Annotated in this window: 30 protein-coding genes and 1 tRNA gene; 26 read left to right on the forward strand and 5 right to left on the reverse strand. The window is 46.8% G+C overall.

Annotation, left to right across the window (positions count from 1 at the left end):
* Window positions 1-7 precede the first annotated feature (7 nt).
* The gene (locus JFC05_RS10605) at window positions 8-1,264 is read left to right on the forward strand and encodes a hypothetical protein (RefSeq protein ID WP_198336867.1); all 1,257 of its coding nucleotides are present in this window, start codon (window positions 8-10) and stop codon (window positions 1,262-1,264) included.
* 11 nt (window positions 1,265-1,275) lie between these two features.
* On the opposite strand, the gene JFC05_RS10610 is transcribed toward JFC05_RS10605, so the two are convergent.
* Entirely contained in the window at window positions 1,276-2,241 is a 966-nt protein-coding gene (locus tag JFC05_RS10610; RefSeq protein ID WP_227697531.1) for a DUF1853 family protein, read from the reverse strand.
* Between the two features lie 205 nt (window positions 2,242-2,446).
* Between JFC05_RS10610 and JFC05_RS10615 the strand changes: the two genes are divergently transcribed.
* Window positions 2,447-2,656, forward strand: a complete 210-nt coding sequence (locus JFC05_RS10615) for a YdhR family protein (protein WP_244658180.1) — start codon at window positions 2,447-2,449, stop codon at window positions 2,654-2,656.
* A gap of 104 nt (window positions 2,657-2,760) precedes the next feature.
* Here the strand turns inward: JFC05_RS10615 and JFC05_RS10620 are convergent.
* The 4 genes from JFC05_RS10620 to gatC all read right to left on the reverse strand — a co-directional run bounded on the left by JFC05_RS10620 (window position 2,761) and on the right by gatC (window position 6,356).
* Window positions 2,761-2,837: transfer RNA gene (locus tag JFC05_RS10620), tRNA-Pro, on the reverse strand.
* Window positions 2,838-2,952: 115 nt separating this feature from the next.
* The gene (gene gatB, locus JFC05_RS10625; protein ID WP_198336868.1) at window positions 2,953-4,479 is read right to left on the reverse strand and encodes an Asp-tRNA(Asn)/Glu-tRNA(Gln) amidotransferase subunit GatB; all 1,527 of its coding nucleotides are present in this window, start codon (window positions 4,477-4,479) and stop codon (window positions 2,953-2,955) included.
* Window positions 4,479-5,975, reverse strand: a complete 1,497-nt coding sequence (gene gatA, locus JFC05_RS10630) for an Asp-tRNA(Asn)/Glu-tRNA(Gln) amidotransferase subunit GatA (RefSeq protein ID WP_198336869.1) — start codon at window positions 5,973-5,975, stop codon at window positions 4,479-4,481. Before gatA ends, gatB begins: the two co-directional genes overlap by 1 nt.
* 66 nt (window positions 5,976-6,041) lie before the next feature.
* Window positions 6,042-6,356, reverse strand: a complete 315-nt coding sequence (gatC, locus tag JFC05_RS10635; protein ID WP_105244904.1) for an Asp-tRNA(Asn)/Glu-tRNA(Gln) amidotransferase subunit GatC — start codon at window positions 6,354-6,356, stop codon at window positions 6,042-6,044.
* Window positions 6,357-6,967: 611 nt separating this feature from the next.
* Between gatC and JFC05_RS10640 the strand changes: the two genes are divergently transcribed.
* The 24 genes from JFC05_RS10640 to rpsE all read left to right on the forward strand — a co-directional run bounded on the left by JFC05_RS10640 (window position 6,968) and on the right by rpsE (window position 21,655).
* Window positions 6,968-8,005 carry a rod shape-determining protein gene (locus tag JFC05_RS10640; protein ID WP_075102264.1) on the forward strand — a complete coding sequence of 346 codons (1,038 nt, stop codon included), beginning with the start codon at window positions 6,968-6,970 and terminating at the stop codon, window positions 8,003-8,005.
* Window positions 8,006-8,255: 250 nt separating this feature from the next.
* A complete protein-coding gene (gene mreC / locus JFC05_RS10645) occupies window positions 8,256-9,110 on the forward strand; it encodes a rod shape-determining protein MreC (RefSeq protein WP_105244905.1) in 855 nt (284 codons plus the stop codon).
* A gap of 54 nt (window positions 9,111-9,164) precedes the next feature.
* Entirely contained in the window at window positions 9,165-9,650 is a 486-nt protein-coding gene (gene mreD / locus JFC05_RS10650; protein ID WP_198336870.1) for a rod shape-determining protein MreD, read from the forward strand.
* A gap of 198 nt (window positions 9,651-9,848) precedes the next feature.
* A complete protein-coding gene (locus tag JFC05_RS10655) occupies window positions 9,849-10,559 on the forward strand; it encodes a Maf family protein (RefSeq protein WP_198336871.1) in 711 nt (236 codons plus the stop codon).
* Window positions 10,560-10,711: 152 nt separating this feature from the next.
* On the forward strand, window positions 10,712-12,349 hold the full coding sequence (locus tag JFC05_RS10660) for an Rne/Rng family ribonuclease (RefSeq protein WP_198336872.1): 1,638 nt from the start codon (window positions 10,712-10,714) through the stop codon (window positions 12,347-12,349).
* A gap of 466 nt (window positions 12,350-12,815) precedes the next feature.
* Complete coding sequence (rpsJ, locus tag JFC05_RS10665) at window positions 12,816-13,127, forward strand: 30S ribosomal protein S10 (RefSeq protein WP_010196670.1); 312 nt, start codon at window positions 12,816-12,818, stop codon at window positions 13,125-13,127.
* A 47-nt stretch (window positions 13,128-13,174) separates the two neighbouring features.
* The gene (gene rplC, locus JFC05_RS10670; RefSeq protein ID WP_198336873.1) at window positions 13,175-13,813 is read left to right on the forward strand and encodes a 50S ribosomal protein L3; all 639 of its coding nucleotides are present in this window, start codon (window positions 13,175-13,177) and stop codon (window positions 13,811-13,813) included.
* 14 nt (window positions 13,814-13,827) lie between these two features.
* A complete protein-coding gene (gene rplD / locus JFC05_RS10675) occupies window positions 13,828-14,430 on the forward strand; it encodes a 50S ribosomal protein L4 (RefSeq protein WP_075102270.1) in 603 nt (200 codons plus the stop codon).
* Entirely contained in the window at window positions 14,427-14,777 is a 351-nt protein-coding gene (rplW, locus tag JFC05_RS10680) for a 50S ribosomal protein L23 (RefSeq protein ID WP_198336874.1), read from the forward strand. The genes rplD and rplW overlap by 4 nt, the downstream gene beginning before the upstream one ends.
* A gap of 11 nt (window positions 14,778-14,788) precedes the next feature.
* The gene (rplB, locus tag JFC05_RS10685; RefSeq protein ID WP_100749084.1) at window positions 14,789-15,619 is read left to right on the forward strand and encodes a 50S ribosomal protein L2; all 831 of its coding nucleotides are present in this window, start codon (window positions 14,789-14,791) and stop codon (window positions 15,617-15,619) included.
* A gap of 12 nt (window positions 15,620-15,631) precedes the next feature.
* Entirely contained in the window at window positions 15,632-15,907 is a 276-nt protein-coding gene (gene rpsS / locus JFC05_RS10690; protein ID WP_058368265.1) for a 30S ribosomal protein S19, read from the forward strand.
* 10 nt (window positions 15,908-15,917) lie between these two features.
* Complete coding sequence (gene rplV / locus JFC05_RS10695) at window positions 15,918-16,247, forward strand: 50S ribosomal protein L22 (protein ID WP_045446615.1); 330 nt, start codon at window positions 15,918-15,920, stop codon at window positions 16,245-16,247.
* Between the two features lie 3 nt (window positions 16,248-16,250).
* Entirely contained in the window at window positions 16,251-16,973 is a 723-nt protein-coding gene (rpsC, locus tag JFC05_RS10700) for a 30S ribosomal protein S3 (protein ID WP_075102273.1), read from the forward strand.
* Window positions 16,974-16,976: 3 nt separating this feature from the next.
* Window positions 16,977-17,390: a 50S ribosomal protein L16 gene (rplP, locus tag JFC05_RS10705; protein WP_025644399.1), complete on the forward strand. Its 414-nt coding sequence runs from the start codon at window positions 16,977-16,979 to the stop codon at window positions 17,388-17,390.
* Window positions 17,390-17,587 (forward strand): 50S ribosomal protein L29, encoded by a 198-nt coding sequence (gene rpmC / locus JFC05_RS10710; protein WP_025644397.1) that lies wholly within the window; start codon window positions 17,390-17,392, stop codon window positions 17,585-17,587. Before rplP ends, rpmC begins: the two co-directional genes overlap by 1 nt.
* Window positions 17,584-17,859: a 30S ribosomal protein S17 gene (gene rpsQ, locus JFC05_RS10715; protein WP_021813375.1), complete on the forward strand. Its 276-nt coding sequence runs from the start codon at window positions 17,584-17,586 to the stop codon at window positions 17,857-17,859. The genes rpmC and rpsQ overlap by 4 nt, the downstream gene beginning before the upstream one ends.
* A gap of 181 nt (window positions 17,860-18,040) precedes the next feature.
* The gene (rplN, locus tag JFC05_RS10720) at window positions 18,041-18,409 is read left to right on the forward strand and encodes a 50S ribosomal protein L14 (protein WP_010196702.1); all 369 of its coding nucleotides are present in this window, start codon (window positions 18,041-18,043) and stop codon (window positions 18,407-18,409) included.
* Between the two features lie 8 nt (window positions 18,410-18,417).
* On the forward strand, window positions 18,418-18,735 hold the full coding sequence (rplX, locus tag JFC05_RS10725; protein ID WP_075102275.1) for a 50S ribosomal protein L24: 318 nt from the start codon (window positions 18,418-18,420) through the stop codon (window positions 18,733-18,735).
* 21 nt (window positions 18,736-18,756) lie between these two features.
* The gene (gene rplE / locus JFC05_RS10730; RefSeq protein WP_075102276.1) at window positions 18,757-19,293 is read left to right on the forward strand and encodes a 50S ribosomal protein L5; all 537 of its coding nucleotides are present in this window, start codon (window positions 18,757-18,759) and stop codon (window positions 19,291-19,293) included.
* A gap of 12 nt (window positions 19,294-19,305) precedes the next feature.
* The gene (rpsN, locus tag JFC05_RS10735) at window positions 19,306-19,611 is read left to right on the forward strand and encodes a 30S ribosomal protein S14 (RefSeq protein ID WP_075102277.1); all 306 of its coding nucleotides are present in this window, start codon (window positions 19,306-19,308) and stop codon (window positions 19,609-19,611) included.
* An 11-nt stretch (window positions 19,612-19,622) separates the two neighbouring features.
* The gene (gene rpsH, locus JFC05_RS10740; RefSeq protein ID WP_105244909.1) at window positions 19,623-20,021 is read left to right on the forward strand and encodes a 30S ribosomal protein S8; all 399 of its coding nucleotides are present in this window, start codon (window positions 19,623-19,625) and stop codon (window positions 20,019-20,021) included.
* A gap of 220 nt (window positions 20,022-20,241) precedes the next feature.
* Window positions 20,242-20,775 carry a 50S ribosomal protein L6 gene (gene rplF / locus JFC05_RS10745; protein WP_105244910.1) on the forward strand — a complete coding sequence of 178 codons (534 nt, stop codon included), beginning with the start codon at window positions 20,242-20,244 and terminating at the stop codon, window positions 20,773-20,775.
* Between the two features lie 11 nt (window positions 20,776-20,786).
* Window positions 20,787-21,137 carry a 50S ribosomal protein L18 gene (gene rplR, locus JFC05_RS10750; RefSeq protein WP_075102280.1) on the forward strand — a complete coding sequence of 117 codons (351 nt, stop codon included), beginning with the start codon at window positions 20,787-20,789 and terminating at the stop codon, window positions 21,135-21,137.
* 2 nt (window positions 21,138-21,139) lie between these two features.
* Window positions 21,140-21,655, forward strand: a complete 516-nt coding sequence (gene rpsE / locus JFC05_RS10755; protein ID WP_075102281.1) for a 30S ribosomal protein S5 — start codon at window positions 21,140-21,142, stop codon at window positions 21,653-21,655.
* The last annotated feature ends 13 nt before the right edge of the window (window positions 21,656-21,668 follow it).

A 21,668-nucleotide genomic window follows, 5' to 3' on the forward strand; every position in this document is an offset into this window, starting at 1 on the left:
AATGTCCATGATCTCCTCAAGACTATTTGTAGCTTTACGTGCAACTTGGCAACCATTAATACGTTATCGATCTGAGAACGCAATTACTTCTATAGCATTGATAGGCTTAGGATCGAGCTTATCGATAGCTGCTACTGCGCAGGAGTCTAGTTTACTTGAGAGTAAAGCGGCAACTTCTCTATCCACCAATCTCTATGCTAATCAAATATCAACGCAAAAGACCAAAGTAGAGTTTGAGGTGTTGGCGAGCGCAGATAGTCCCGCTCAGCCTATTACCGCTTTTATCGATGACTGGGATGCGCCTTTGGAGTCAGGCGAGCATGCTTACGTACAAGGACGACTGGCGCTAACGGTACAACCTGCACATAGCGTCATTAGCTATGGGTTAGCTTGGCGCTATGATTACCTTATGGAATTTAGCGAGGAGACCGCAGAGGTCTATTGGCAGTATGAAAACAAGCAAAATCCTACACAGAGTAAATCGTATTCGTTATTTTTAAAAGCTAAGCATAACGAAAGATTTGGCGCCAATATTGGGTTTACTCAGTCTATAGCTGCTGATTGGCAAGTAACTGCGAAAGCTAATCTCTGGCAGGGGTTACATGCTTTAGACGGTAAGGTCACGGGTAATCTAAGCAACCGGATTTTAGCAGATAGTGAGCTTAACAATATTAGAGATACTATTGATAAAGCAGATGCTTATCTGGATTATTATTATGACAAGCCGGCGCTAGGGGAGGAGAATCTAGGCTGGAATCCTGCTCAGCCGTCGGGTTATGGCTACTCCATTGATTTAAACTTAACAGGTAAGTTCTCAGATAAGACTTGGCTTAATATTCGCGGTTATGATGTCCTTGGGCGTATGCGCTGGAAGGATATGCCAAGCACTCGTTATGCACTTGACTATGACGTTGATGGTCGACCATTATATAGTCTAGAAGGTCAGCTTGAGACCAAGGATATCACGCAGACGCTGCCATGGCGGGTTGAGGGCAGTCTTATGCACCAACTCGATGATCAATGGCAATTAGGCTTGCAAGGTCAAGTCAATGAGGTGCAAGACTTATATCAACTATCCGCAGGTTATCTGCTCAATAATTATCGCTATCCTTTTATGCTTACCGCATTGGTTGAGCCGCAGACGCAGGCGCTTGGACTGGCATTAGATAGTCGTTATGGCGGTATAAAAGTGCTCACCGATGATTTGGATTCACAGAAGGCCAAGCGTAGTGAAATTAGCTTATACGGGCGTTATGCTTGGTAGAATAAATCAGCTTAGCTACTAGCGCTCACATAAGGGTAAATCACCAATGGGCGCTCTTCTATGAAGTATAACCCTGTTTTAGGTGGCTGTCCCGTTGACCCTAGTGGCAGACCAGATAACGACTGATGCTCGTCATAAAAGTCGCGCTTGGTGAACCACTCAATATAGTGGGCTTGGCGTAGCGAGTTTTTATCGAGATGAGCAAGAGTAGTTTCATCGTTTATATCACACCATTCATGCAGCGGAAAGCTGGGCGTTAGCCAATCTGGTTTATTAAAGCCATAGATATTGAGCGGCAAAAAAAAGCGGCCTTTGATAATACCGTAGCGTTTGTCGATTTTTACTTGCCCGTGATCAGCGGTATCGACCCACACAGCGCGGAACTGCTTGGTCTGCATGTGGGTCATTTTGCGCTGTAAGTTATCATTGGAATTGATACCGACCCAGTTTGCAGGCTCAAACGGCGGTGCCCCCATAAAAAACTTGATCGCCAGCTCCCAGTGTTCGGTCAGATTGTCCTGATGATTGTATAAAATCAGATCCAGCTCGCCCGTTGTCTGTTTGCCGTTATACAACTGCACATTGTTAGCAAGCGTCTCGTACGGATGTAATTTGCGCACAAAGCCATCTTCTAGCCAAAATGATAACAATCCCTCAAAGTGAAAACCTAAGCGATTGGGACTGGGACGTGCCAGTAGATATCGCGTCAGCGCCTGATACGCATTGGTGGTATCGAGTTCCTCTAAGCGCGTCTGATAGGCTGCAAACTGCTGCTGCCAAAAGTGCGCGCTATGGACCGACACGGTATGTGTGTTCTGATGCGGCGCAACGTCCAACCACTTTGTTAAGACAGTGGGGCAGGCCAGCACATAAGCCAAATCGCGCACATAAGGGCGCCGATAGGCTTCCCACGGTGCGGTATGTAGATAAGTAAACGGGCCATGAGCCGTCGGCTCGATCATAGGATAAACCATCATTACAGTGTACGTTTACCCTAGCGGCTCATGTACCAAAAGTCTATAGTCAATCGATGACGTATTATATTATGCTAAAACTGCAACTGCCTGGCCGCTAATGGGCGGCCATTTACCCATCTTATATGATGAGGAATACGCCATGAAATACCTATTACAAATCGACTTTCCCTATAGTGGGCCTTTTGGTCACTAGTTCTTTGCCGCGATGAAAGAGCTGGCCGCTGATATCGCAAACGAGAGCGGTCTGGTCTATAAACTATGGACAGAAAATAAAGACACGCAAGAAGCGGGTGGTATTTATGTGTTTGATAACTTAGATGACGCTAATCGGTATTTGGCCAAGCATACCGAGCGCTTAGAGTCGTTTGGGTTTACAGGCACAAGTCTAAAGTGTTTGTCATCAATGAAGCGCTGAGCGCAATTACGAAGGCATCTTTGTAGTATTTAGTAAGAAGTTATTAACTATAAAAAAGCCAACCATTGATAGCAATGGTTGACTTTTTCTTTAACTACGATGTTTGGTCGGAACGGCAGGATTTGAACCTGCGACCACCACACCCCCAGTGTGGTGCGCTACCAGACTGCGCTACGCCCCGAATGACTGACTATTTTACGCAAAATTAGGCATATTGCAAGGGCTATTTATCTTGCTACCCATTTGCCCCAAAATTTGACATATCCATAGCCAGTATGAGCGCCATATTAGCAGGGCTATCCCAGCAGCTCTTTTAAAATTTGGTTGACTTGCTGCGGGTTGGCGCTACCGCGGCTGGCTTTCATCACTTGCCCGACCAGACCATTAAAGGCTTTTTGCTTACCGCCTTTATACTCATCTACCATCGTTTGGTTGTTGGCGATGACCTCTTCGACCATGGCTTTGATAGCGCCAGTGTCCGTTTCTTGTTTTAGGCCCTTTTCTTCGATGATTTTATCTGCCGCATCATCGCCGTCGCCGCCTTCGCGCTCATATAAGGCACTAAAGACTTTTTTGGCCAATTTGCCAGATAGCGTATCGTCTTTGATACGAGCCAGCATACCAGCCAATTGTTTGGCGCTGATAGGGGAGTGGGTGATGTCTTTATCGTCTTTGTTGAGGGCGCCGAGCAAGTCGCCCATCACCCAGTTGGCTGCCATTTTGGCATCTTGCTGGCCGACTTCTGCCACCACAGCTTCGAAATAATCAGCAAGCTGACGGCTGCCTGTCAATATGCGCGCATCATATTCTGACAGACCAAGCGCTACCTCAAAGCGCTCGCGGCGAGCCACAGGCAGCTCAGGCATGGCAGCACGAATGCTGTCAATCGTATGCTGCTCGATACGGACAGGCAGTAAGTCAGGGTCAGGGAAATAACGATAATCGTTGGCGTCTTCTTTGGTGCGCATGGTGCGGGTTTCATCGCGCTCAGGATCATAGAGCATCGTTGCTTGCACGACTTTGCCGCCGTCTTCGATGATGTCGATTTGACGTTCAATTTCGCGGTTGATGGCGCGCTCGATAAAACGGAACGAGTTTAGGTTTTTGAGCTCAGTACGGGTACCGAGCTCGCTGCCAGGTTTGCGCACAGAGACGTTACAGTCACAGCGGAATGAGCCTTCTGCCATGACCGCATCCGAGATACCCAGCCAAGTGACCAGCTGATGAATGGCCTTGATATAAGCCAGCGCTTCATCCGCTGAGCGCATGTCAGGCTCAGAGACGATTTCGATGAGCGGCGTACCCGCACGGTTGAGATCGACACCCGTCATGCCATCGACGGCATCGTGGACTGATTTACCCGCGTCTTCTTCTAGGTGCGCGCGGGTGATACCCATCCGTTTTGGGTATTCGTTTTTTTCGCCTTCATTGACCACCACATCGATATAGCCGGTACCCACGATAGGGTTGGCCATTTGGGTGATTTGATAGCCTTTGGGCAAATCAGGATAAAAGTAGTTTTTGCGATCAAAGGTGTTAAAAAGACCCAGCTCGGCATTGACGCCCATACCGAACTTCAGTGCGCGCTCGACCACGCCAGCGTTGAGTACCGGTAGCACGCCAGGTAAGCCTAAATCGACGATGTTGGCTTGGCTGTTTGGCTCGTGGCCGAAGTCAGTTGGGGCGCTAGAGAAAATTTTACTGTCAGTGTTTAGCTGGCAGTGAATCTCAATGCCGATGACCACTTCGTAACCATCAACAAACAATTCGGGACGAACGCTGTCGTTATGAGCGGTATTCTCAGTCGTAGTAGCTGTGTTCATTATACCGTCTCCTTTGCGACGAGTGAGTGTTGTAGATGATGATCGGTATGCTGCTGGAACAGATGAGCGGTCGTTAGCAGCTGACTTTCTTGCCAGTGCTTACCAATTAACTGTAAACCGATCGGCAGACCGTCTGAGGTCAAACCAACGGGCTGACTGAGTGCAGGTAGACCCGCTAGGTTGACTGCGATGGTATACACGTCGCCTAGGTACATGGTCGCAGGGTCGAGGTCTTCTGCCAGCTTATAAGCTGCGGTCGGCGCGGTGGGACTAGCGATGACATCACAATTGGCAAAAGCATCATCAAAGTCTTTGACAATTAAGCGGCGCACTTTTTGCGCTTTGGTGTAGTAAGCATCGAAATAGCCTGCCGATAGCGCATAAGTACCAGTGAGGATACGGCGCTGTACTTCAGGGCCAAAGCCTTCAGAGCGTGAGCGCGTGTATAGGTCAATCAGATCTTTTGGGGCTTCACAGCGATAGCCAAAGCGCACGCCATCAAAGCGTGATAGGTTGGAAGACGCTTCGGCAGGGGCGAGCATATAGTAAGTGGCCAGCGTGATATCAGGATCGGTGATATTGACCTCGACGATGGTCGCTCCCAGCTCTTCGTATTTTTTGAGTGCGGCACGGGCGGCTTGTTCGACTTCGCGGTCGAGGCCTTTGCTAAAGTATTCTTTGGCGACGCCGATACGTAGTCCTGCAAAGGGTTTGTCGCCTGCAGCGGCCTCTGCATCATGGATGTCTTGTACATAATCTGGCATGTCGTGCTTGATGGAGGTGGCATCGTGCGGATCATGACCGATCATCGGCTGCAGCAGATAGGCACAGTCTTTGGCGCTTTTGCCCATGCTGCCGGCTTGGTCGAGACTTGAGGCATAGGCAATCATGCCAAAGCGTGACACACGGCCATAAGTGGGCTTGATGCCGGTGAGGCCACAAAACGAAGCGGGCTGACGAATCGAGCCGCCCGTATCACTACCGGTAGCCACAGGCACAAAACCGGCGGCGACAGCGGCTGCACTACCACCAGATGAGCCACCAGGGACGCGTTCCAAATTCCATGGGTTTTGTACTGTGCCATAGTAAGAGCTGCTGTTGTCCGAGCCCATTGCAAACTCATCCATATTGAGCTTACCTAGGCTGATCATGCCCGCTTTTTCGATATTGGTCACGATGGTGGCATCATAAGGCGAGACAAAATTGTGTAGCATCTTTGAGCCACAAGTGGTCAGCACGCCTTGGGTACAAAAAATGTCTTTATGCGCCATGGGCACGCCAAGAAGGCGGCGTTTATCGCCTTGGGCGCGCATCTCGTCCGCAGCTTTCGCTTGCGCGCGCGCCGTTTCAGCGGTGTGGGTGATAAAGCTGTTGATCTTAGTGTCTAGGGCGTCGATACGTTTGATATAGTGTTCGGTTAATTCTGCGCTGCTAAACTGTTTTTCTTGCAAGCCTGTAATCAGCTGCTCGGTACTTAATAGATGAATCTCAGACATAGGGTGTCGTCCGTCAAAGTGTTAATAGCATAAAATAAGATAAAGCCAATAAAGTCATGCAAGTCGTTATTCAATCACTTGTGGCACCAGATATAGGCCGTCTTCGACTGCTGGTGCGACCGATTGATTGCGCGTGCGATCGATATCATGTTTGGCGACGTCAGCACGCAGCTCTTGGCAGGCTTCATGGATGTTTGATAAGGGTTTTATGCCTGCGGTGTCGACATTGCTTAGCGTGTGCATCAGTTTTAACACTTTGCTGATGTCGTCCGCATAGCTGCTCGCCGTGCTGTCATCCACGCCCAAACGGGCAAGGTTGGCAACTTCTAAGATTTCTTCACGGCTGACGTTGTTGTCAGACGTTGCTGGTTGCTGTGACATAGTTTCTCCAATGAAGGGCAGTTTTAGTTAGTGTCAATTTGGGTGGTGTCAAGACGTGACCACTAAAAATAAGAGGATTGCTAAATAAGATTGTATCTTGAGTTGGCTTATTATAAAGCATCTGGCCTAAGTTTACAGAGCACAGCATTTGATTGATGCATAATATCAACCAAGTTAAAATGATTTACAAAACTGACCGTATAGTTAGTGTTTCATTTTTAAATGCTCACCCATTGTTCGCTGAAATACGTTACAGTATGCACCTGCTATTGAGCAAAATCATCATCTGTCTGTAGCGCCTTGTTAGTTATTGAATTAAATGGTCTTTCATGAAGTCAAATGGTCTTGCTGACGATTTCAAACTTTGTAACAACTTTTAGCATTTAGGACCAAAATCCTGACTTACTGACGCAAATATCTGTGTTTTTTTTGAGCCAAATCGGTATAATTTGCCTCAGTTTTTTCATTTCATTATTATTGCTTAGGTTTGACTTGTTGCGAGGTTCAATTTTCGCCACAGGTAATGTCTATCGACGACCTGCTCAACACTGCCGAGAAACGCCTCAGTCACTCTCATTCGCCTCATTCGCCTCATTTGTAATACGCTGGAAATATTAGTCATGAACCTGTTTGGATTTTTATCAAATAATATCGCTATCGACCTCGGTACTGCGAACACCCTCATTTTTATTCCTAATAAAGGCGTCGTTCTTGACGAGCCTACGGTGGTCGCGCTACGAAGTAATCGTACTCAAAACCCTACCGTCGCCGCTGTTGGTATCGATGCCAAGCAGATGCTAGGTCGTACACCTGCCAACATCACCGCCATTCGTCCACTAAAAGACGGGGTGATTGCAGACTTTGAGGTGACCCAAAAAATGCTAAAGCACTTTATCACTAAGGTAAAAGCCAAGCGTTTTATGGCGGAGCCAAATGTGGTGGTATGTGTGCCATGCAAGTCTACTTTGGTAGAGCGTAAAGCGATACGTGAGGCGGTGTCATCAGCGGGCGCCAATAAAGTATTGCTGCTTGAGGAGCCAATGGCAGCAGCAATCGGTGCTGGCATGCCTGTCCATGAAGCCAGCGGTTCGATGGTGGTGGATATCGGTGGCGGCACCACTGAGATTGCCGTGATTGCATTATCAGGCTGCGTCTATGCCGAGTCGATTCGTATCGGCGGCGATATGTTTGATGAGGCCATTATCACCCACGTACGCCGTACCCATGGCTGCGTCATCGGTGAGACGACGGCTGAGCGTATCAAACAAGAAGTGGGCTCGGCACTGAACGAAGACAGCCAGCTAGAGGTAGAAGTACGTGGTCGTAGCATGGCAGAGGGTGTGCCAAAGACCTTTACCGTCAATTCAGAAGAAGTACAAAAAGCTCTTAGCGATCCATTAAGCGGTATCGTCAGTGCGGTCAAAGCAGCACTCGAGCAAACGCCACCTGAGCTATCATCAGACATCGCTGAGCGCGGTATTGTCTTGACAGGGGGCGGTGCGCTATTACGTGATTTAGACAAGCTTATCTCCAAAGAGACCGGTCTACCAGTGACAGTCGCCGAAGACCCATTGACCTGCGTGAGCCGCGGCGGTGGTATTGCGCTTGATTTTATCAATAACAAAAGCCTAAACATGATTTTTGTCTAAACAGCTTTAGCAGGCGCATGGCTGCGGTGGTACTAGTCGTGCGCTGATGAGGGCGGTAGAGCGCGTGGCAGTATCCATCATGTTCAAAAGACCCTAATAAGTGTATAGCTTTATAGTGAAGTGAAAAAAGGTGAAAGTAAGGTGGCCAGATGCGCGGCCTGTCATCTCAGTAATAAGTACAAAGTACGCTCAAGCCATGAAAAGCAAGTTCATATCCTTGCTTATTTTAAAATTGCTAATTAGACCTCTTATGATTCCAAGTATTTTTGCCCGTCAGCCGTTATCACTTCGTAAGACTGCCATTGTATTGATAGTCGCTTCGATACTGATGTGGTTTGATAGCAAAAACGCAGAGTGGTTTAACCCTGTCCGTAATACCAGCCATGCCGCCATGCAGCCCATCTATCAGCTGTCACTGTTGCCGAGTTATGCTCAGCACTGGGCTAGTGGTAGTTTGCAGTCCAAAGAAGCCTTGCGCCGCGAAAACATGCAGCTAAAATCACAGCTGATCCACGCGCAGGCCAAGCTGCAGCAGCAAGACTATATTTTGGCACAAAACGCTCGCTTGCAAGGCATTTTGTCGACCACCAAGCCTGAGCAGTTTGATCTTAATTTGGCGCAAGTGATTGGTACCGACACCAACTTGCTCAGGCAAATTGTGGTCATCAATAAAGGCGCGCAAGATGGCGTACAGGTGGGTCAGACGGTCATCGACGAAGATGGTATTTTGGGGCAAATCATCAATGTCTATCCCAACACCAGCCGATTGCTACTAATCACCGATGAGCAGCAGTCTGTGGCAGTGACGGTCAAACGTACCGGTCAGCGTGCCATCGTGACAGGCAAAGGCATCCCGACGTCTTTGAGCTTGGATTATGTGTTTAAAACCTCAGATGTGCGGGTGGGGGATGAGCTAGTGTCATCAGGTTTGGGTGGCCGTATCCCAGCAGGGTATCGCGTTGGCCGTATCGCTCAGATCGAGGACACGCAGGCGGATAACTTTAGAAGCATCGAGGTCACACCCACTGCCAATTTTATTGACAATGCCTATGTACTGATATTGCAAGACAAGCTGATCAATAAAAACAATACCGTCATCAATTAGCTATCGCCTAAGCCTAAGAAGGTATCTCATCGTTTCTCATTAAGGTAAGTGCTCATGTCGTATCCTGATTCTGAGAATGAAACAGTACTGCTGATTGCTGTCATTATTGTCAGTATCGTCGTGGCCTCATCCCTCAATGTCTATCCATTAAGCCCCAGTATGGCCACCTTGCGACCCATGGTCATGATTATGGTGCTGATTTTTTGGCTGTTGTTTCAGCCGCGCTATGTCGGTATCTTTACCGCCTTTACGGTGGGTATCATTGCCGATTTGTTGATGGATACCCATTTAGGTCAGCAAGCCTTTGCTGCTGTGCTGGTCGCTTTTGTTATCAAAGTCACCAGTATTTATGTCAGACAATTAAATACATGGAGCGCGTGGCTACTTGCCAGTTTTAGTTTGCTGATCTTTCAGTTGACGCTGTGGATATTGCAAATGTTTATCCAAAATGTGTTTGTCGTTCAGTCCGCTTTGTCATTAGTCATGAGTATTCTTAGCTGGCCTTTGGTGCTTTTGGTGCTACGTAAGTTTGCGCGTTGATACGTTGATACTGATGCATCCATGAGCGAGTCGATCACCCTATAAGACAAGCGTGCTCACTGTGCGTGCTGCTAGCAAAATATGCCCTCATGAAATGTTAAAACAAATCAACATGACCGTATTTATGACCTTATCTGCAAGCGTTGTCAGCCCACAAGTTTATACAATCAGACAAATTTATATAATAAGAGATGAATAATGGATATTATTTTAGCGTCCGGCTCGCCGCGTCGTCGTGAGCTGTTGTCTAGAGCGCAGCTGGACTTTACGGTCATGAGTGTCGATATCGACGAAACCCCGCATGCCAATGAATCCCCCAAAGACTATATCGAGCGCATGGTCGCGACCAAAGCCGCCGCCGCGGTACAGCAGCTAAATGCTAACAGTAGGGAAGAGAATGTGGATAAAGACGTTGAGCCGCGTCTGGTGTTAACAGCCGATACCATCGGTGTCCTAGCAGACGGCAAAACGGTGCTGGTCAAGCCTACAAGCCGTGAGCAGGCGTATGAGATGTGGCAGCAGATGTCTGATACGGCGCATGAAGTATGGACAGCGGTGCAAGTGACCCTTATCGCCCGCTCTGCTCATCTGGTGCCTTGCGATAACGCCGCTGCGCATGCAACAGCCGCCCATGCACTCAAGCAGCCTGCATGGCAGGTCGTTTCTCAGCAGCAGCTCACGGAGCGCACGGCGGTGACCTTTATCCCCTTAACGGCGCAGATGATGAGTGAGTATTGGGACAGCGGCGAGCCTCAAGACAAAGCAGGAGGTTATGGCATTCAGGGGTTAGGCGCTGCTTGGGTGAGCCGTATCAACGGTAGCTATACCAATGTCGTCGGCTTGCCACTTGCACAAACGTTGGCTCTGATCAATACCGTCAGCCAACACAGTAGTGCAAGCGTGTCGTGATAATCAGCTACTGAGTTGTTTTTTACGCACACTTTTTATGCACATAATGACACGCTAGGATAATGGGCAAGCACAAGGCGCATTTGTTACACTGTAAGCCTAACAGGCGATGAACGTCGAATAAGAAAGCTGAGAGATAAGAGAAAAATATTATGTCCGAAGAGCTGCTGATTAATATTAGTCCAATGGAGTCGCGTGTCGCCGTGCTAGACAACGGCATTTTGGGCGAGATTTATATTGAGCGTCATCATAAATTGGGGTTGGTGGGTAATATTTATTTGGGTACAGTGGTGCGGGTCCTGCCAGGTATGCAGGCCGCTTTCGTTGATATCGGTCAGTCACGCACAGCGTTTTTACACGTCAACGATATGCAGCGCGAGCCGCGTCCGGCAGTAGATAAGACAAACGCAATAGCCAAAGATAGTCATGCCCAAGCTGGTGCTACTGTCGATGGTATGGCCAATGAGCGCGCGATTAGAGATGATGGTGTGATTAGTGCGACGGACGATCTAGCAGTGACGCCGCCTGTGGTCGAGGTACAGAGTACAGAGGTCGTACCAGCCGCCAAGACCTTGATTCAGCACCGTTTGCATGAGAGCCAACGTATCCTTGTGCAAGTGACCAAAGATCAGCTCGGCAGTAAAGGCGCGCGCTTGACCACCAATATCTCGCTGCCTTCACGTTATTTGGTTTATCTACCATCGAGCGACCATATCGGCATCTCACAGCGTATCGATGGCGCTGATGAGCGCATGCGTCTAAAAACCGAGCTAACCTGTCTGATGCAGACAGTCAATCTCAAGGGCGGTTTGATTGCACGTACGGCCGCTGAGCGTGTGCCAGTCGCAAAACTAGAAGAAGACATCTACTATCTGTTGCAGTTATGGCGGACGATCTGCGCACGCCGTCAAGAGGTCAATCATCATCAAAGCTCAGAGCTTATCTATCAAGAATTATCCTTACCGCTACGCTCGATACGCGACTTGGTACATAGTGATACCGAAAAAGTCGTCATCGATAATAAGCAGGTATATGAGCAAGTCAGATACTTTGCCAAAGAGTTTGTCCCCTTTATCTATGATCGCATCGTTCACTACACGGCAGAGCAATCACTGTTTGATGTGCACCGAGTCGAAGATGATCTGAGAGATGCGCTCAAACGCCGTGTCGATCTCAAATCTGGCGGCTATTTGATTATCGATCAAACCGAAGCCATGACGACCATTGATGTCAATACCGGCTCTTTTGTCGGTGGTCGCTCATTAGAGGATACGGTCTATAAGACCAATCTTGAAGCCACCCATGCCATCGCCCGCCAACTACGACTGCGCAATCTGGGCGGTATTATTATCCTCGACTTTATCGATATGCTCGAGCAGCAGCACAAAGATGACGTATTGACCAGTCTGCAAGAGCAGTTAGCGCAAGATTATGCTAAGACCAAAATTACCCAAGTCAGTGAGCTGGGCTTGGTTGAAATGACGCGCAAACGTACCCGTGAGTCGCTGGGGCAGCAGCTCTGTGAGCCGTGCTCTACCTGCCAAGGTCGCGGCTTTGTTAAGACCGCTGAGACCGTCTGCTTTGAGATTTTCCGCGAAATCATGCGCTGCGCTCGCACTTATAACTCTCCAAAAAAGTTTACCGTGGTGGCTCATGCCGCTGTGATCGATTTACTGCTCACCTCAGAATCAGATACCGTCGCTGATTTGGAGTATTTATTGGGTCGGGTTATCACCTTCGATGTCGAAAACCTCTACACTCAAGAGCAGTATGATATCGTTTTAGACTAGCGAGTGAATTGAAGACACACTCTAAAATAACAGCCATTATTGAGAGGTTTTATTGATGTTTTATCAGGGTGTAGAAGAGACTTCAATAAAAATATTATCGATAAAAACGCTTGTTTATAAAGAGTAAAATCTCAAGCGCCCATTGATATTACTCTTGCAATGACCAAAATTCTATGTATAATACACACCACTGAATTATATATGCGCAGCCAATAAAACAGCTGGCGCTATGACAGCTAGAGCATCGTTTCTAGCACTATTTCATTATGCCTTTGCTGACATCCATAAAAGTGGGAGGGTCGGCGGGGCTTTAAATTATTTTGCTTTTAGCACGCTGCTGGTTCTCTCGAAGAACAGATTCTGCAAAGAATGGGAAGCCGCTTGAAGTAAATCTTTAACCAAACGGCTTTTGATCATAGTCTTGCAGCGCAAGAATGACAAAGGCACATATTAGGAGCTTGCTGGCATGGCTAACCAGAGAATCCGTATCCGTCTCAAGTCATTTGATCATCGTCTGATTGATCAGTCGGCCCAAGAGATTGTCGATACTGCAAAGCGCACCGGTGCGCAAGTTTGTGGTCCTGTACCGTTGCCGACTCGCATTGAGCGTTTCAACGTTCTAACCTCACCACACGTCAACAAAGACGCACGTGACCAGTACGAAATTCGTACCCACAAGCGTATGGTTGATATTGTTCAGCCTACTGACAAAACTGTGGATGCGCTAATGAAGCTTGATTTAGCGGCGGGTGTTGACGTTCAAATTGCTTTGGGTTAATGCAAAACACACCCAACCCATTAATATAAGATATAAAGAGGTCTAAAATGGCGATCGGTTTAGTCGGTAAAAAATGCGGCATGACCCGTGTCTTCACTGAAGCAGGCGCATCTATCCCTGTCACAGTGGTTGAGGTCGATGCAAACCGCATTACTCAAGTAAAAAATACTGATGTAGATGGTTATCAAGCCATCCAAATCACCACAGGTACCCGTCGTGACAGCCGCGTAACGGCCGCACAAAAAGGTCACTTCGCGAAAGCTGGCGTTAAAGCTGGCCGTGGTATTTGGGAATTTCGTGTCAATGATAGCGAACTTGAAGGTCGTGAGATTGGCGGTGAGATCCTAGCTGACTTGTTCGAGCAAGGTCAGATGGTTGATGTCACAGGACAAAGTAAAGGTAAAGGCTTTCAAGGCGGCGTAAAGCGTCACAACTTTAGCATGCAAGATGCGACTCACGGTAACTCAGTATCTCACCGTGCCCTTGGTTCAACTGGTCAGAACCAGTCACCAGGTAAAGTCTTCAAAGGCAAAAAGATGCCAGGTCAAATGGGTAACAAGCGCGTTACTGTTCAGGGCCTAGAAGTGATATCAGTGGATGCCGAAAAAGGGTTACTTGTCATCAAGGGTGCTATCCCAGGTGCCACCGGTGGCGATGTCATCGTACGTCCGTCAGTCAAAGCCTAAGCAAGGGGATTAACGTGGATTTAAAAACAGTTACAGGTGCGGCGGTTGAGCTTTCTGATACGGCTTTTGGTCGTGAATTCAACGAAGCATTAGTGCATCAGGTCGTCACCGCATATCTTGCAGGTAGCCGTCAAGGTACACGTGCGCAAAAAACCCGTGCCGAAGTTTCTGGCGGTGGCATCAAGCCATGGCGCCAAAAAGGTACTGGTCGCGCTCGTGCAGGCTCTATTCGTAGCCCAATCTGGCGTTCAGGTGGTCGTGCATTTGCTGCAAAACCACAAGATTGGTCACAGAAAGTAAACCGTAAAATGTATCGCGGTGCGATGCAGTGTATCCTAGCCGAATTGATTCGCCAAGAGCGTTTGATTTTGGTAGAAGAGCTAAGCGTTTCTGAGCCAAAGACCAAAGAGCTGATTGCAAAGTTAAATGAGCTTAATGCACCTCGTGCACTCATCGTCACCAAAGAAGTTGACGAAAATTTATACTTAGCCGCTCGCAACATTCCACACGTCAATGTACTTGGTACAAACGAAGTGGATCCAGTGAGTTTGATCGCATTTGATAAAGTGATCATGTCAGTTGAAGCTGCGAAACAATTTGAGGAAGCACTAGCATGAATAACGCAAGACTTTATCAGGTCTTAAGAGGGCCTGTATTCTCAGAAAAATCTCAAATGCTTGGCGACTCACTTGGTGTGCAGGTATTTAAAGTTGACTCTAACGCTACTAAGCTAGAAGTCAAAAAAGCAGTTGAGATGATGTTCGAAGGTGTTGAAGTTACTAAAGTGAACACTTTGAATGTTAAAGGTAAGACAAAGCGTTTTGGTAAGAGTATCGGCCGTCGTAACGACTATAAAAAAGCCTATGTTACCTTAAAAGCTGGTCAAGATGTACAAATGGCTGATGCTGGTGAAGAAGTTGCAAACGCGACTGATTCTACTGGTGAAACAGCGAACAACGAATAAGGATTACACTCATGCCTATCGTAAAAGCAAAGCCAACATCACCAGGCCGTCGTTTTGTTGAAAAAGTGGTGCATCCACACCTTTACAAAGGTCGTCCTTATGCAGCGCTTGTCGAATCAAAAAGTAAGTCAGGTGGTCGTAACAATAACGGTCGTATAACCACTCGTCACGTTGGTGGTGGTCATAAGCATCATTATCGTGTTATCGATTTCAAACGTACTAAAGACAATATCCCAGCGACGGTAGAGCGTATCGAATACGATCCTAACCGTACTGCTCATATTGCACTACTTAAGTACGCTGATGGCGAACGTCGTTATATTATTGCACCAAAGAAACTAGCTGCTGGCGATACTGTACAGTCAGGCGAAACTTCTCCAATCCGCCCAGGTAACTGCTTACCGCTAAAAAACATCCCATTGGGTACTGTGATTCACAATATCGAGCTTAAAATCGGTAAAGGTGCACAGATTGCTCGCTCTGCGGGTGCTAGCGTTCAGCTACTAGGCCGTGATGGTATCTACGCAATTCTACGTCTACGTTCAGGCGAGACTCGCCGTGTACACGTGAACTGCCGTGCGGTTATCGGTGAAGTATCTAATACTGAAAATAACTTGAAATCACTTGGTAAAGCCGGTGCTTCACGTTGGCGCGGTGTTCGTCCTTCAGTTCGTGGTGTTGCTATGAACCCGGTTGATCACCCACATGGTGGTGGTGAAGGTCGTAACAAAGGTCGCCATCCTACTAGCCCTTGGGGTCAGAAGTCTAAAGGACTTAAAACGCGTCACAATAAGCGTACTGACAGTATGATCATCCGTCGCCGTCGCGCCAAGAAGAAATAAAGGAAGAATTTCATGCCTCGTTCATTGAAAAAAGGTCCATTCATAGACGCGCATTTGTTTGCCAAAGTTGAGAATGCTATTGACACCAACTCTCGCAAGCCAATTAAGACTTGGTCGCGCCGCTCGATGATTCTGCCACAAATGGTTGGCCTAACTTTATCTGTTCACAACGGCCGTACTCACGTACCGGTTATCGTAAGCGAGCAGATGGTTGGTCATAAACTAGGTGAATTTGCCCCGACTCGTACATATCGTGGTCATGGCATTGACAAAAAAGCTAAGAGATAAGGTGCTTACCATGGAAGTAACTGCAAAATTACGCGGTGCCGCCATATCGGCACAAAAAGTTAGACTCGTTGCTGATGAAGTTCGTGGCAAATCGATTGAGCGTGCTTTGGATATCCTAACGTATAGCAACAAAAAAGGCGCTGTGTTTGTTAAGAAATGCCTTAACTCAGCCATCGCCAATGCCGAACACAACAACGGCTTAGATATCGATACTTTAAAAGTATCAACCATCTACGTTGATGAAGGCATCACGCTAAAACGTATCCTACCACGTGCTAAAGGTCGCGCTGATCGTATCAGTAAGCGTACTTGTCACATCACTATAAAGGTAGGAGAATAAGTTATGGGTCAAAAAGTACATCCAATCGGAATTCGTCTTGGTGTTGTAAAAAAGCATAATGCAAACTGGTATGCTAACCCTAAACAATACTCAGAATACCTCATCAACGATATTCAAGTTCGTGAGTATCTGCGCAAGAAGCTAGACAACGCGATGATCAGCAACATCATGATCGAGCGTCCTACTGGCGCAGCTAAAATCACCATCGCTACTGCGCGTCCTGGTATCGTGATCGGTAAAAAAGGCGAAGATATCGAAAGACTTCAAAAAGAATTGACCAAAATCATGGGCGTACCTGCTCAGGTCAACATTGAAGAAATCACATCGCCTGATCTAGATGCACGTTTGGTAGCAGACGGTATCGGTAGCCAGCTTGAGCGCCGTGTTATGTTCCGTCGTGCCATGAAGCGCGCCGTACAAAACAGCATGCGCTCTGGTGCTAAAGGTATTAAAGTTGAGCTGTCTGGCCGTCTTGGCGGTGCTGAGATTGCTCGTACTGAATGGTACCGTGAAGGTCGTGTGCCATTGCATACACTCCGTGCTGATATTGACTATGCGTCAATTCGCGCCGAGACAACTTACGGCACCATCGGTGTTAAAGTTTGGATTTTCCGCGGAGAGATCCTTGACGGTATGAACAGTGTTTACAATCCCGTCAACGAAGAGAAGCCTCGTGCGCCAAAACGCCGTGGTCGTGGAAACCGTCGAAACTCAGACAGAGGTTAAACTATGTTACAGCCAAAACGTACCAAGTTTCGTAAAATGCACAAAGGTCGTAACACAGGTCTTGCTCATCGTGGAAGCACCGTTGCATTCGGACAAATTGGTCTAAAATCATTGACGCGTGGTCGTATGACAGCTCGTCAAATTGAAGCAGCACGTCGTACCATCACTCGTAAAATCAAGCGTGGCGGTAAAATTTGGATTCGTGTATTCCCAGACAAACCAATCACCAACAAGCCTCTAGAAGTACGTATGGGTAAAGGTAAAGGTCCTGTCGAGTATTGGGTATGCGAAATCAAACCTGGTAAAGTGCTATATGAAATCGAAGGGGTCTCAGAAGAGCTTGCTCGCGATGCATTAACGCTTGCTGCGGCAAAACTGCCCTTTAAAACTACCATTGTTAAGCGGACGATAATGTAATGAAGATCAGTGAATTACGTGATAAATCATTAGAAGAACTGACCCAGTTACTTGATGAAAAGCAACTTGATGCTTTCCGTATTCGTATGGCTAAAGCAACTGGTCAGTTGGGTAATACCCATGAAGTACGTGCCAATCGTCGTACGATTGCTCAGCTTCAGACTTTGATTAACGAGAAACAACGAGGCGACTCATGAGCGATAACAATCAAACAGCTACCAATGCTAGCGTATTGACAGGACGAGTTGTCAGCGACAAGATGGACAAATCCATCACAGTTTTGATTGAGCGTCTGGTTCGTCATCCTTTGTATGGCAAACAGCTTCGTCGTTCTACAAAAATCAAAGCTCATGATGAGAATAACGTTTGCCAACAAGGCGACCTTGTCCGCATCAAAGAAACGCGTCCAATCTCAAAAACTAAGTCTTGGACTTTAGTTGATGTGGTTGAAAAAGTAGAAAAAATCTAAGTAAATTGCATTAAAAGCCAGAAGCTGTTAAAATAGCCGCCTTTTTAAGGATGCTGATTGCGCCCGTCGCATATCACTCACATTAAGAGTAAGTCGCGGTCATTTATAAAAAATGCCGTCTACTCATACTGTGCTAGCGGCAGCAACTGGTTTTTATTGCTCATACGTGTGGAGTAACGCTATGATTCAGGTTGAGTCAATGCTGGAAGTTGCAGACAATAGCGGTGCAAGGCGAGTTCAGTGCATTAAAGTACTGGGTGGTTCTCATCGTCGTTATGCATCAGTTGGCGACATTATTAAAGTAACGGTTAAAGAAGCCATTCCACGTGGTCGTGTCAAAAAAGGCGACGTGATGAATGCAGTAGTTGTACGTACCAAAAAAGGCGTTCGTCGTCCTGATGGTTCTGTCCTGCGTTTTGATGACAATGCTGCGGTATTGTTGAACCAAAATAAAGCACCGATTGCAACTCGTATTTTTGGACCGGTAACTCGTGAACTACGTGGTGATCAGTTTATGAAAATTGTATCACTAGCACCAGAAGTATTGTGAGGTAATCCATGTCAAAATTACGTAAAGGCGATACAGTTATCGTGATTGCTGGGAAAGACAAAGGCAAGCAAGGTACTGTACAAGCTGTAAAAAATGATCGTATTAAAGTTGAAGGCATTAACATCGTCACCAAACACCAAAAGCCAAATCAGGCGACTGGTACTGAAGGTGGTATCGTTAAGCAAGAAGCTTTTTTGCATATTTCAAATGTCGCAATCTTAAATGCGCAAACCCAAAAAGCAGATCGTATTACTTATCAGTTTGACGAAGACGGCAACAAACAACGCGTCTATCGTTCAAACGGTGAAGTAGTGGCGACTGCGTAAGACACTAAGGGTGTAATGGTAATGGCAAGATTAAAATCTTTATATAACGATAAATTAAAACAGCAAATCAAAGAAGAGCTTGGTTTGGCAAACGTGATGCAGGTGCCTAAAATCACCAAGATCACACTAAATATGGGTGTAGGCGGCGCGTCTCAAGACAAAAAATTGCTTGAAGGTGCTGTGTCTGACATGACCGCAATCGCTGGTCAAAAACCTGTTATCACCAAAGCGCGCAAATCAGTTGCTGGTTTTAAGATTCGTGAAGAATGGCCAATTGGCTGTAAAGTAACGCTACGCGGTGAGCAAATGTACGAATTTTTAGATCGTCTCATTGCCATTGCAATTCCTCGTATTCGTGATTTCCGCGGTTTTTCGCCTAAAGCCTTTGACGGACGTGGCAACTACTCATTGGGTATCAAAGAACAAATCGTATTCCCAGAAGTAGATTTTGACAAGATCGATCGCATCCGCGGTATGGATGTGACCATCACCACGTCAGCAGGTACTGATGAAGAAGGTCGTGCGTTGCTTAAAGCATTCGGCTTCCCATTTAAATAAGGTAAAGACGTTATGGCAAAGAAGAGCATGATTAACCGCGAATTAAAACGCGAAAAAATGGTTGCTAAGTATGCTGAAAAGCGTATCAAGCTAAAACAAACTATCAGTGATATCAACGCATCAGACGAAGAGCGTATGGACGCGATGTTAGAGCTACAAGCACTACCACGCAACGCCTCACCAGTACGTCTACGCAATCGTTGTGCTATCACCGGTCGTCCTCACGGTTACTTCCGCAAGTTTGGCTTATCACGCAATATGCTGCGTGAACGTGTCATGCAAGGCGATGTGCCTGGTGTTCGTAAAGCAAGCTGGTAAGGAGTAACTACATGAGTATGCAAGATACCGTTGGGGATATGCTAACCCGTATTCGTAACGCACAAATGGCCAATAAAGTGTCGGTAGCAATGCCGAGTTCTAAACTACGTAAATCAATCGCTGATTTATTGGTTGCTGAAGGTTATGTGGCGAGCGCAGTTGTGACAGAAGAAGAAAACAACAAAGCGACACTAACTATTGAGTTAAAATATTTCGAAGGCCGCCCTGTCATCGAAACGATCCAACGTTATAGCCGTCCTGGTCTTCGCCAGTTCCGCGGCAAAGACGCTATCCCTACTGTTAAGCAAGGTATGGGTGTTGCTATCGTATCAACCAGTCAAGGCATCATGAGCGATCGTGCTGCACGCGCTGCTGGTATCGGTGGTGAAATCGTCGCATTCGTTGCCTAATTAGCATTTGTTGCTTAGGTAATCGGACGATAAAGTCTACTTGAACCCATTAAGCTTGTCGTGATTTATAGTGGTACATGACAAGCTTAGAAAGCTAAACATCAGATTTTAATAAAATTGTATGGTGTTTAACGGGGACAATTATGCTAAACTAGCAGGCTTTTTAGCCTGTTAGTTTTTTCGCTAATAAAAGCAAGTTAATTTTTTAAGGAATATTCCTATGTCTCGTGTGGCTAAAGCCCCAGTGACGCTGCCAAACGGCGTAAGCGTTACTTTGAACGATCGGCAGGTCGAAGTTAAAGGCAAGAACGGCACTATGTCTTTACGCCTGCATGAATTGGTCGAGCTGAAACAGGAAGATGATGCTATCATTTTCTCACCTGCAGTCGATTCAAAAGAAGCTATGATGCACACAGGCACCATGCGCGCACTGTTAAACAACTATGTGACAGGCGTGAGCGAAGGCTTTGAAAAACGTCTTCAGCTAATTGGTGTTGGTTATCGCGCACAAGTTACTGGCAACAAAATAACCCTAAACGTTGGTTACTCACATCCAGTAGAGTATACGCTACCTGAAGGTGTGTCAGCTGAAACCCCAACGCAAACTGAAATCGTTTTAAAGTCAAACGATAAGCAGCAGCTTGGTCAAGCAGCGGCTAATATCCGTGGTTTCCGCCCACCTGAGCCTTATAAAGGTAAAGGTATTCGTTATAGTGACGAGCATGTGATTCGCAAAGAAGCTAAGAAAAAATAAGGTGAGTTGAAATGTTTGATAAAAAAGCAGCTCGTCTACGTCGAGCAAAGAAAACCCGTGCGCATATCCGTCATCTAGGCGTTCATCGCTTAACGGTTAACCGTACACCAAGACATATTTATGCCCAGATTATCTCTCCAAACGGTGGTGAAGTGATTGCTCAGGCATCTACCTTAGACAGCAGCTTACGCTCTGGCTCAACTGGTAATGTTGATGCAGCAACGTCTGTAGGCCAAATGATCGCAGAACGCGCAAAAGCAGCTGGCATTACGAAAGTTGCCTTTGACCGTAGTGGTTTTAAATATCATGGTCGAGTAAAAGCTTTGGCTGAAGCTGCTCGCGAAAACGGATTGGAGTTTTAATCATGGCTAGAAATGATAAAAATGATAAAAATGAACAGACTGACGGTCTAGTAGAACGCTTAGTTACCGTTGATCGTGTTGCAAAAGTAGTTAAAGGTGGTCGTATTTTCTCATTCACTGCCTTGACGGTAGTGGGTGATGGTAATGGCCGTGTTGGTTTTGGCCGTGGTAAAGCACGTGAAGTGCCAGCTGCTATCCAAAAAGCACTAGAAGCTGCTAAGCGCAACATGATTACTGTTGAGCTCAATGATGCAACTTTGTATCATCCGATCAAAGCACGTCATGGTGCTAGTAAAGTCTTTATGCAGCCTGCATCTGAAGGTACTGGCGTAATCGCCGGTGGCGCAATGCGTGCGGTATTAGAAGTTGCTGGTGTCAAAGATGTTTTGACTAAATGTTATGGTTCTACCAACACTGCTAACGTTGTTCGTGCAACGTTTAACGGTTTACGTGATATGTCAACTCCAGAAAAGATGGCAGCAAAGCGTGGTAAATCTGTAGACGAAATCTTGGGTTAACTTAGACTAGGTG

This window comes from Psychrobacter celer (genome assembly GCF_016107555.1).
In the GTDB taxonomy this organism is placed as follows: domain Bacteria; phylum Pseudomonadota; class Gammaproteobacteria; order Pseudomonadales; family Moraxellaceae; genus Psychrobacter; species Psychrobacter celer.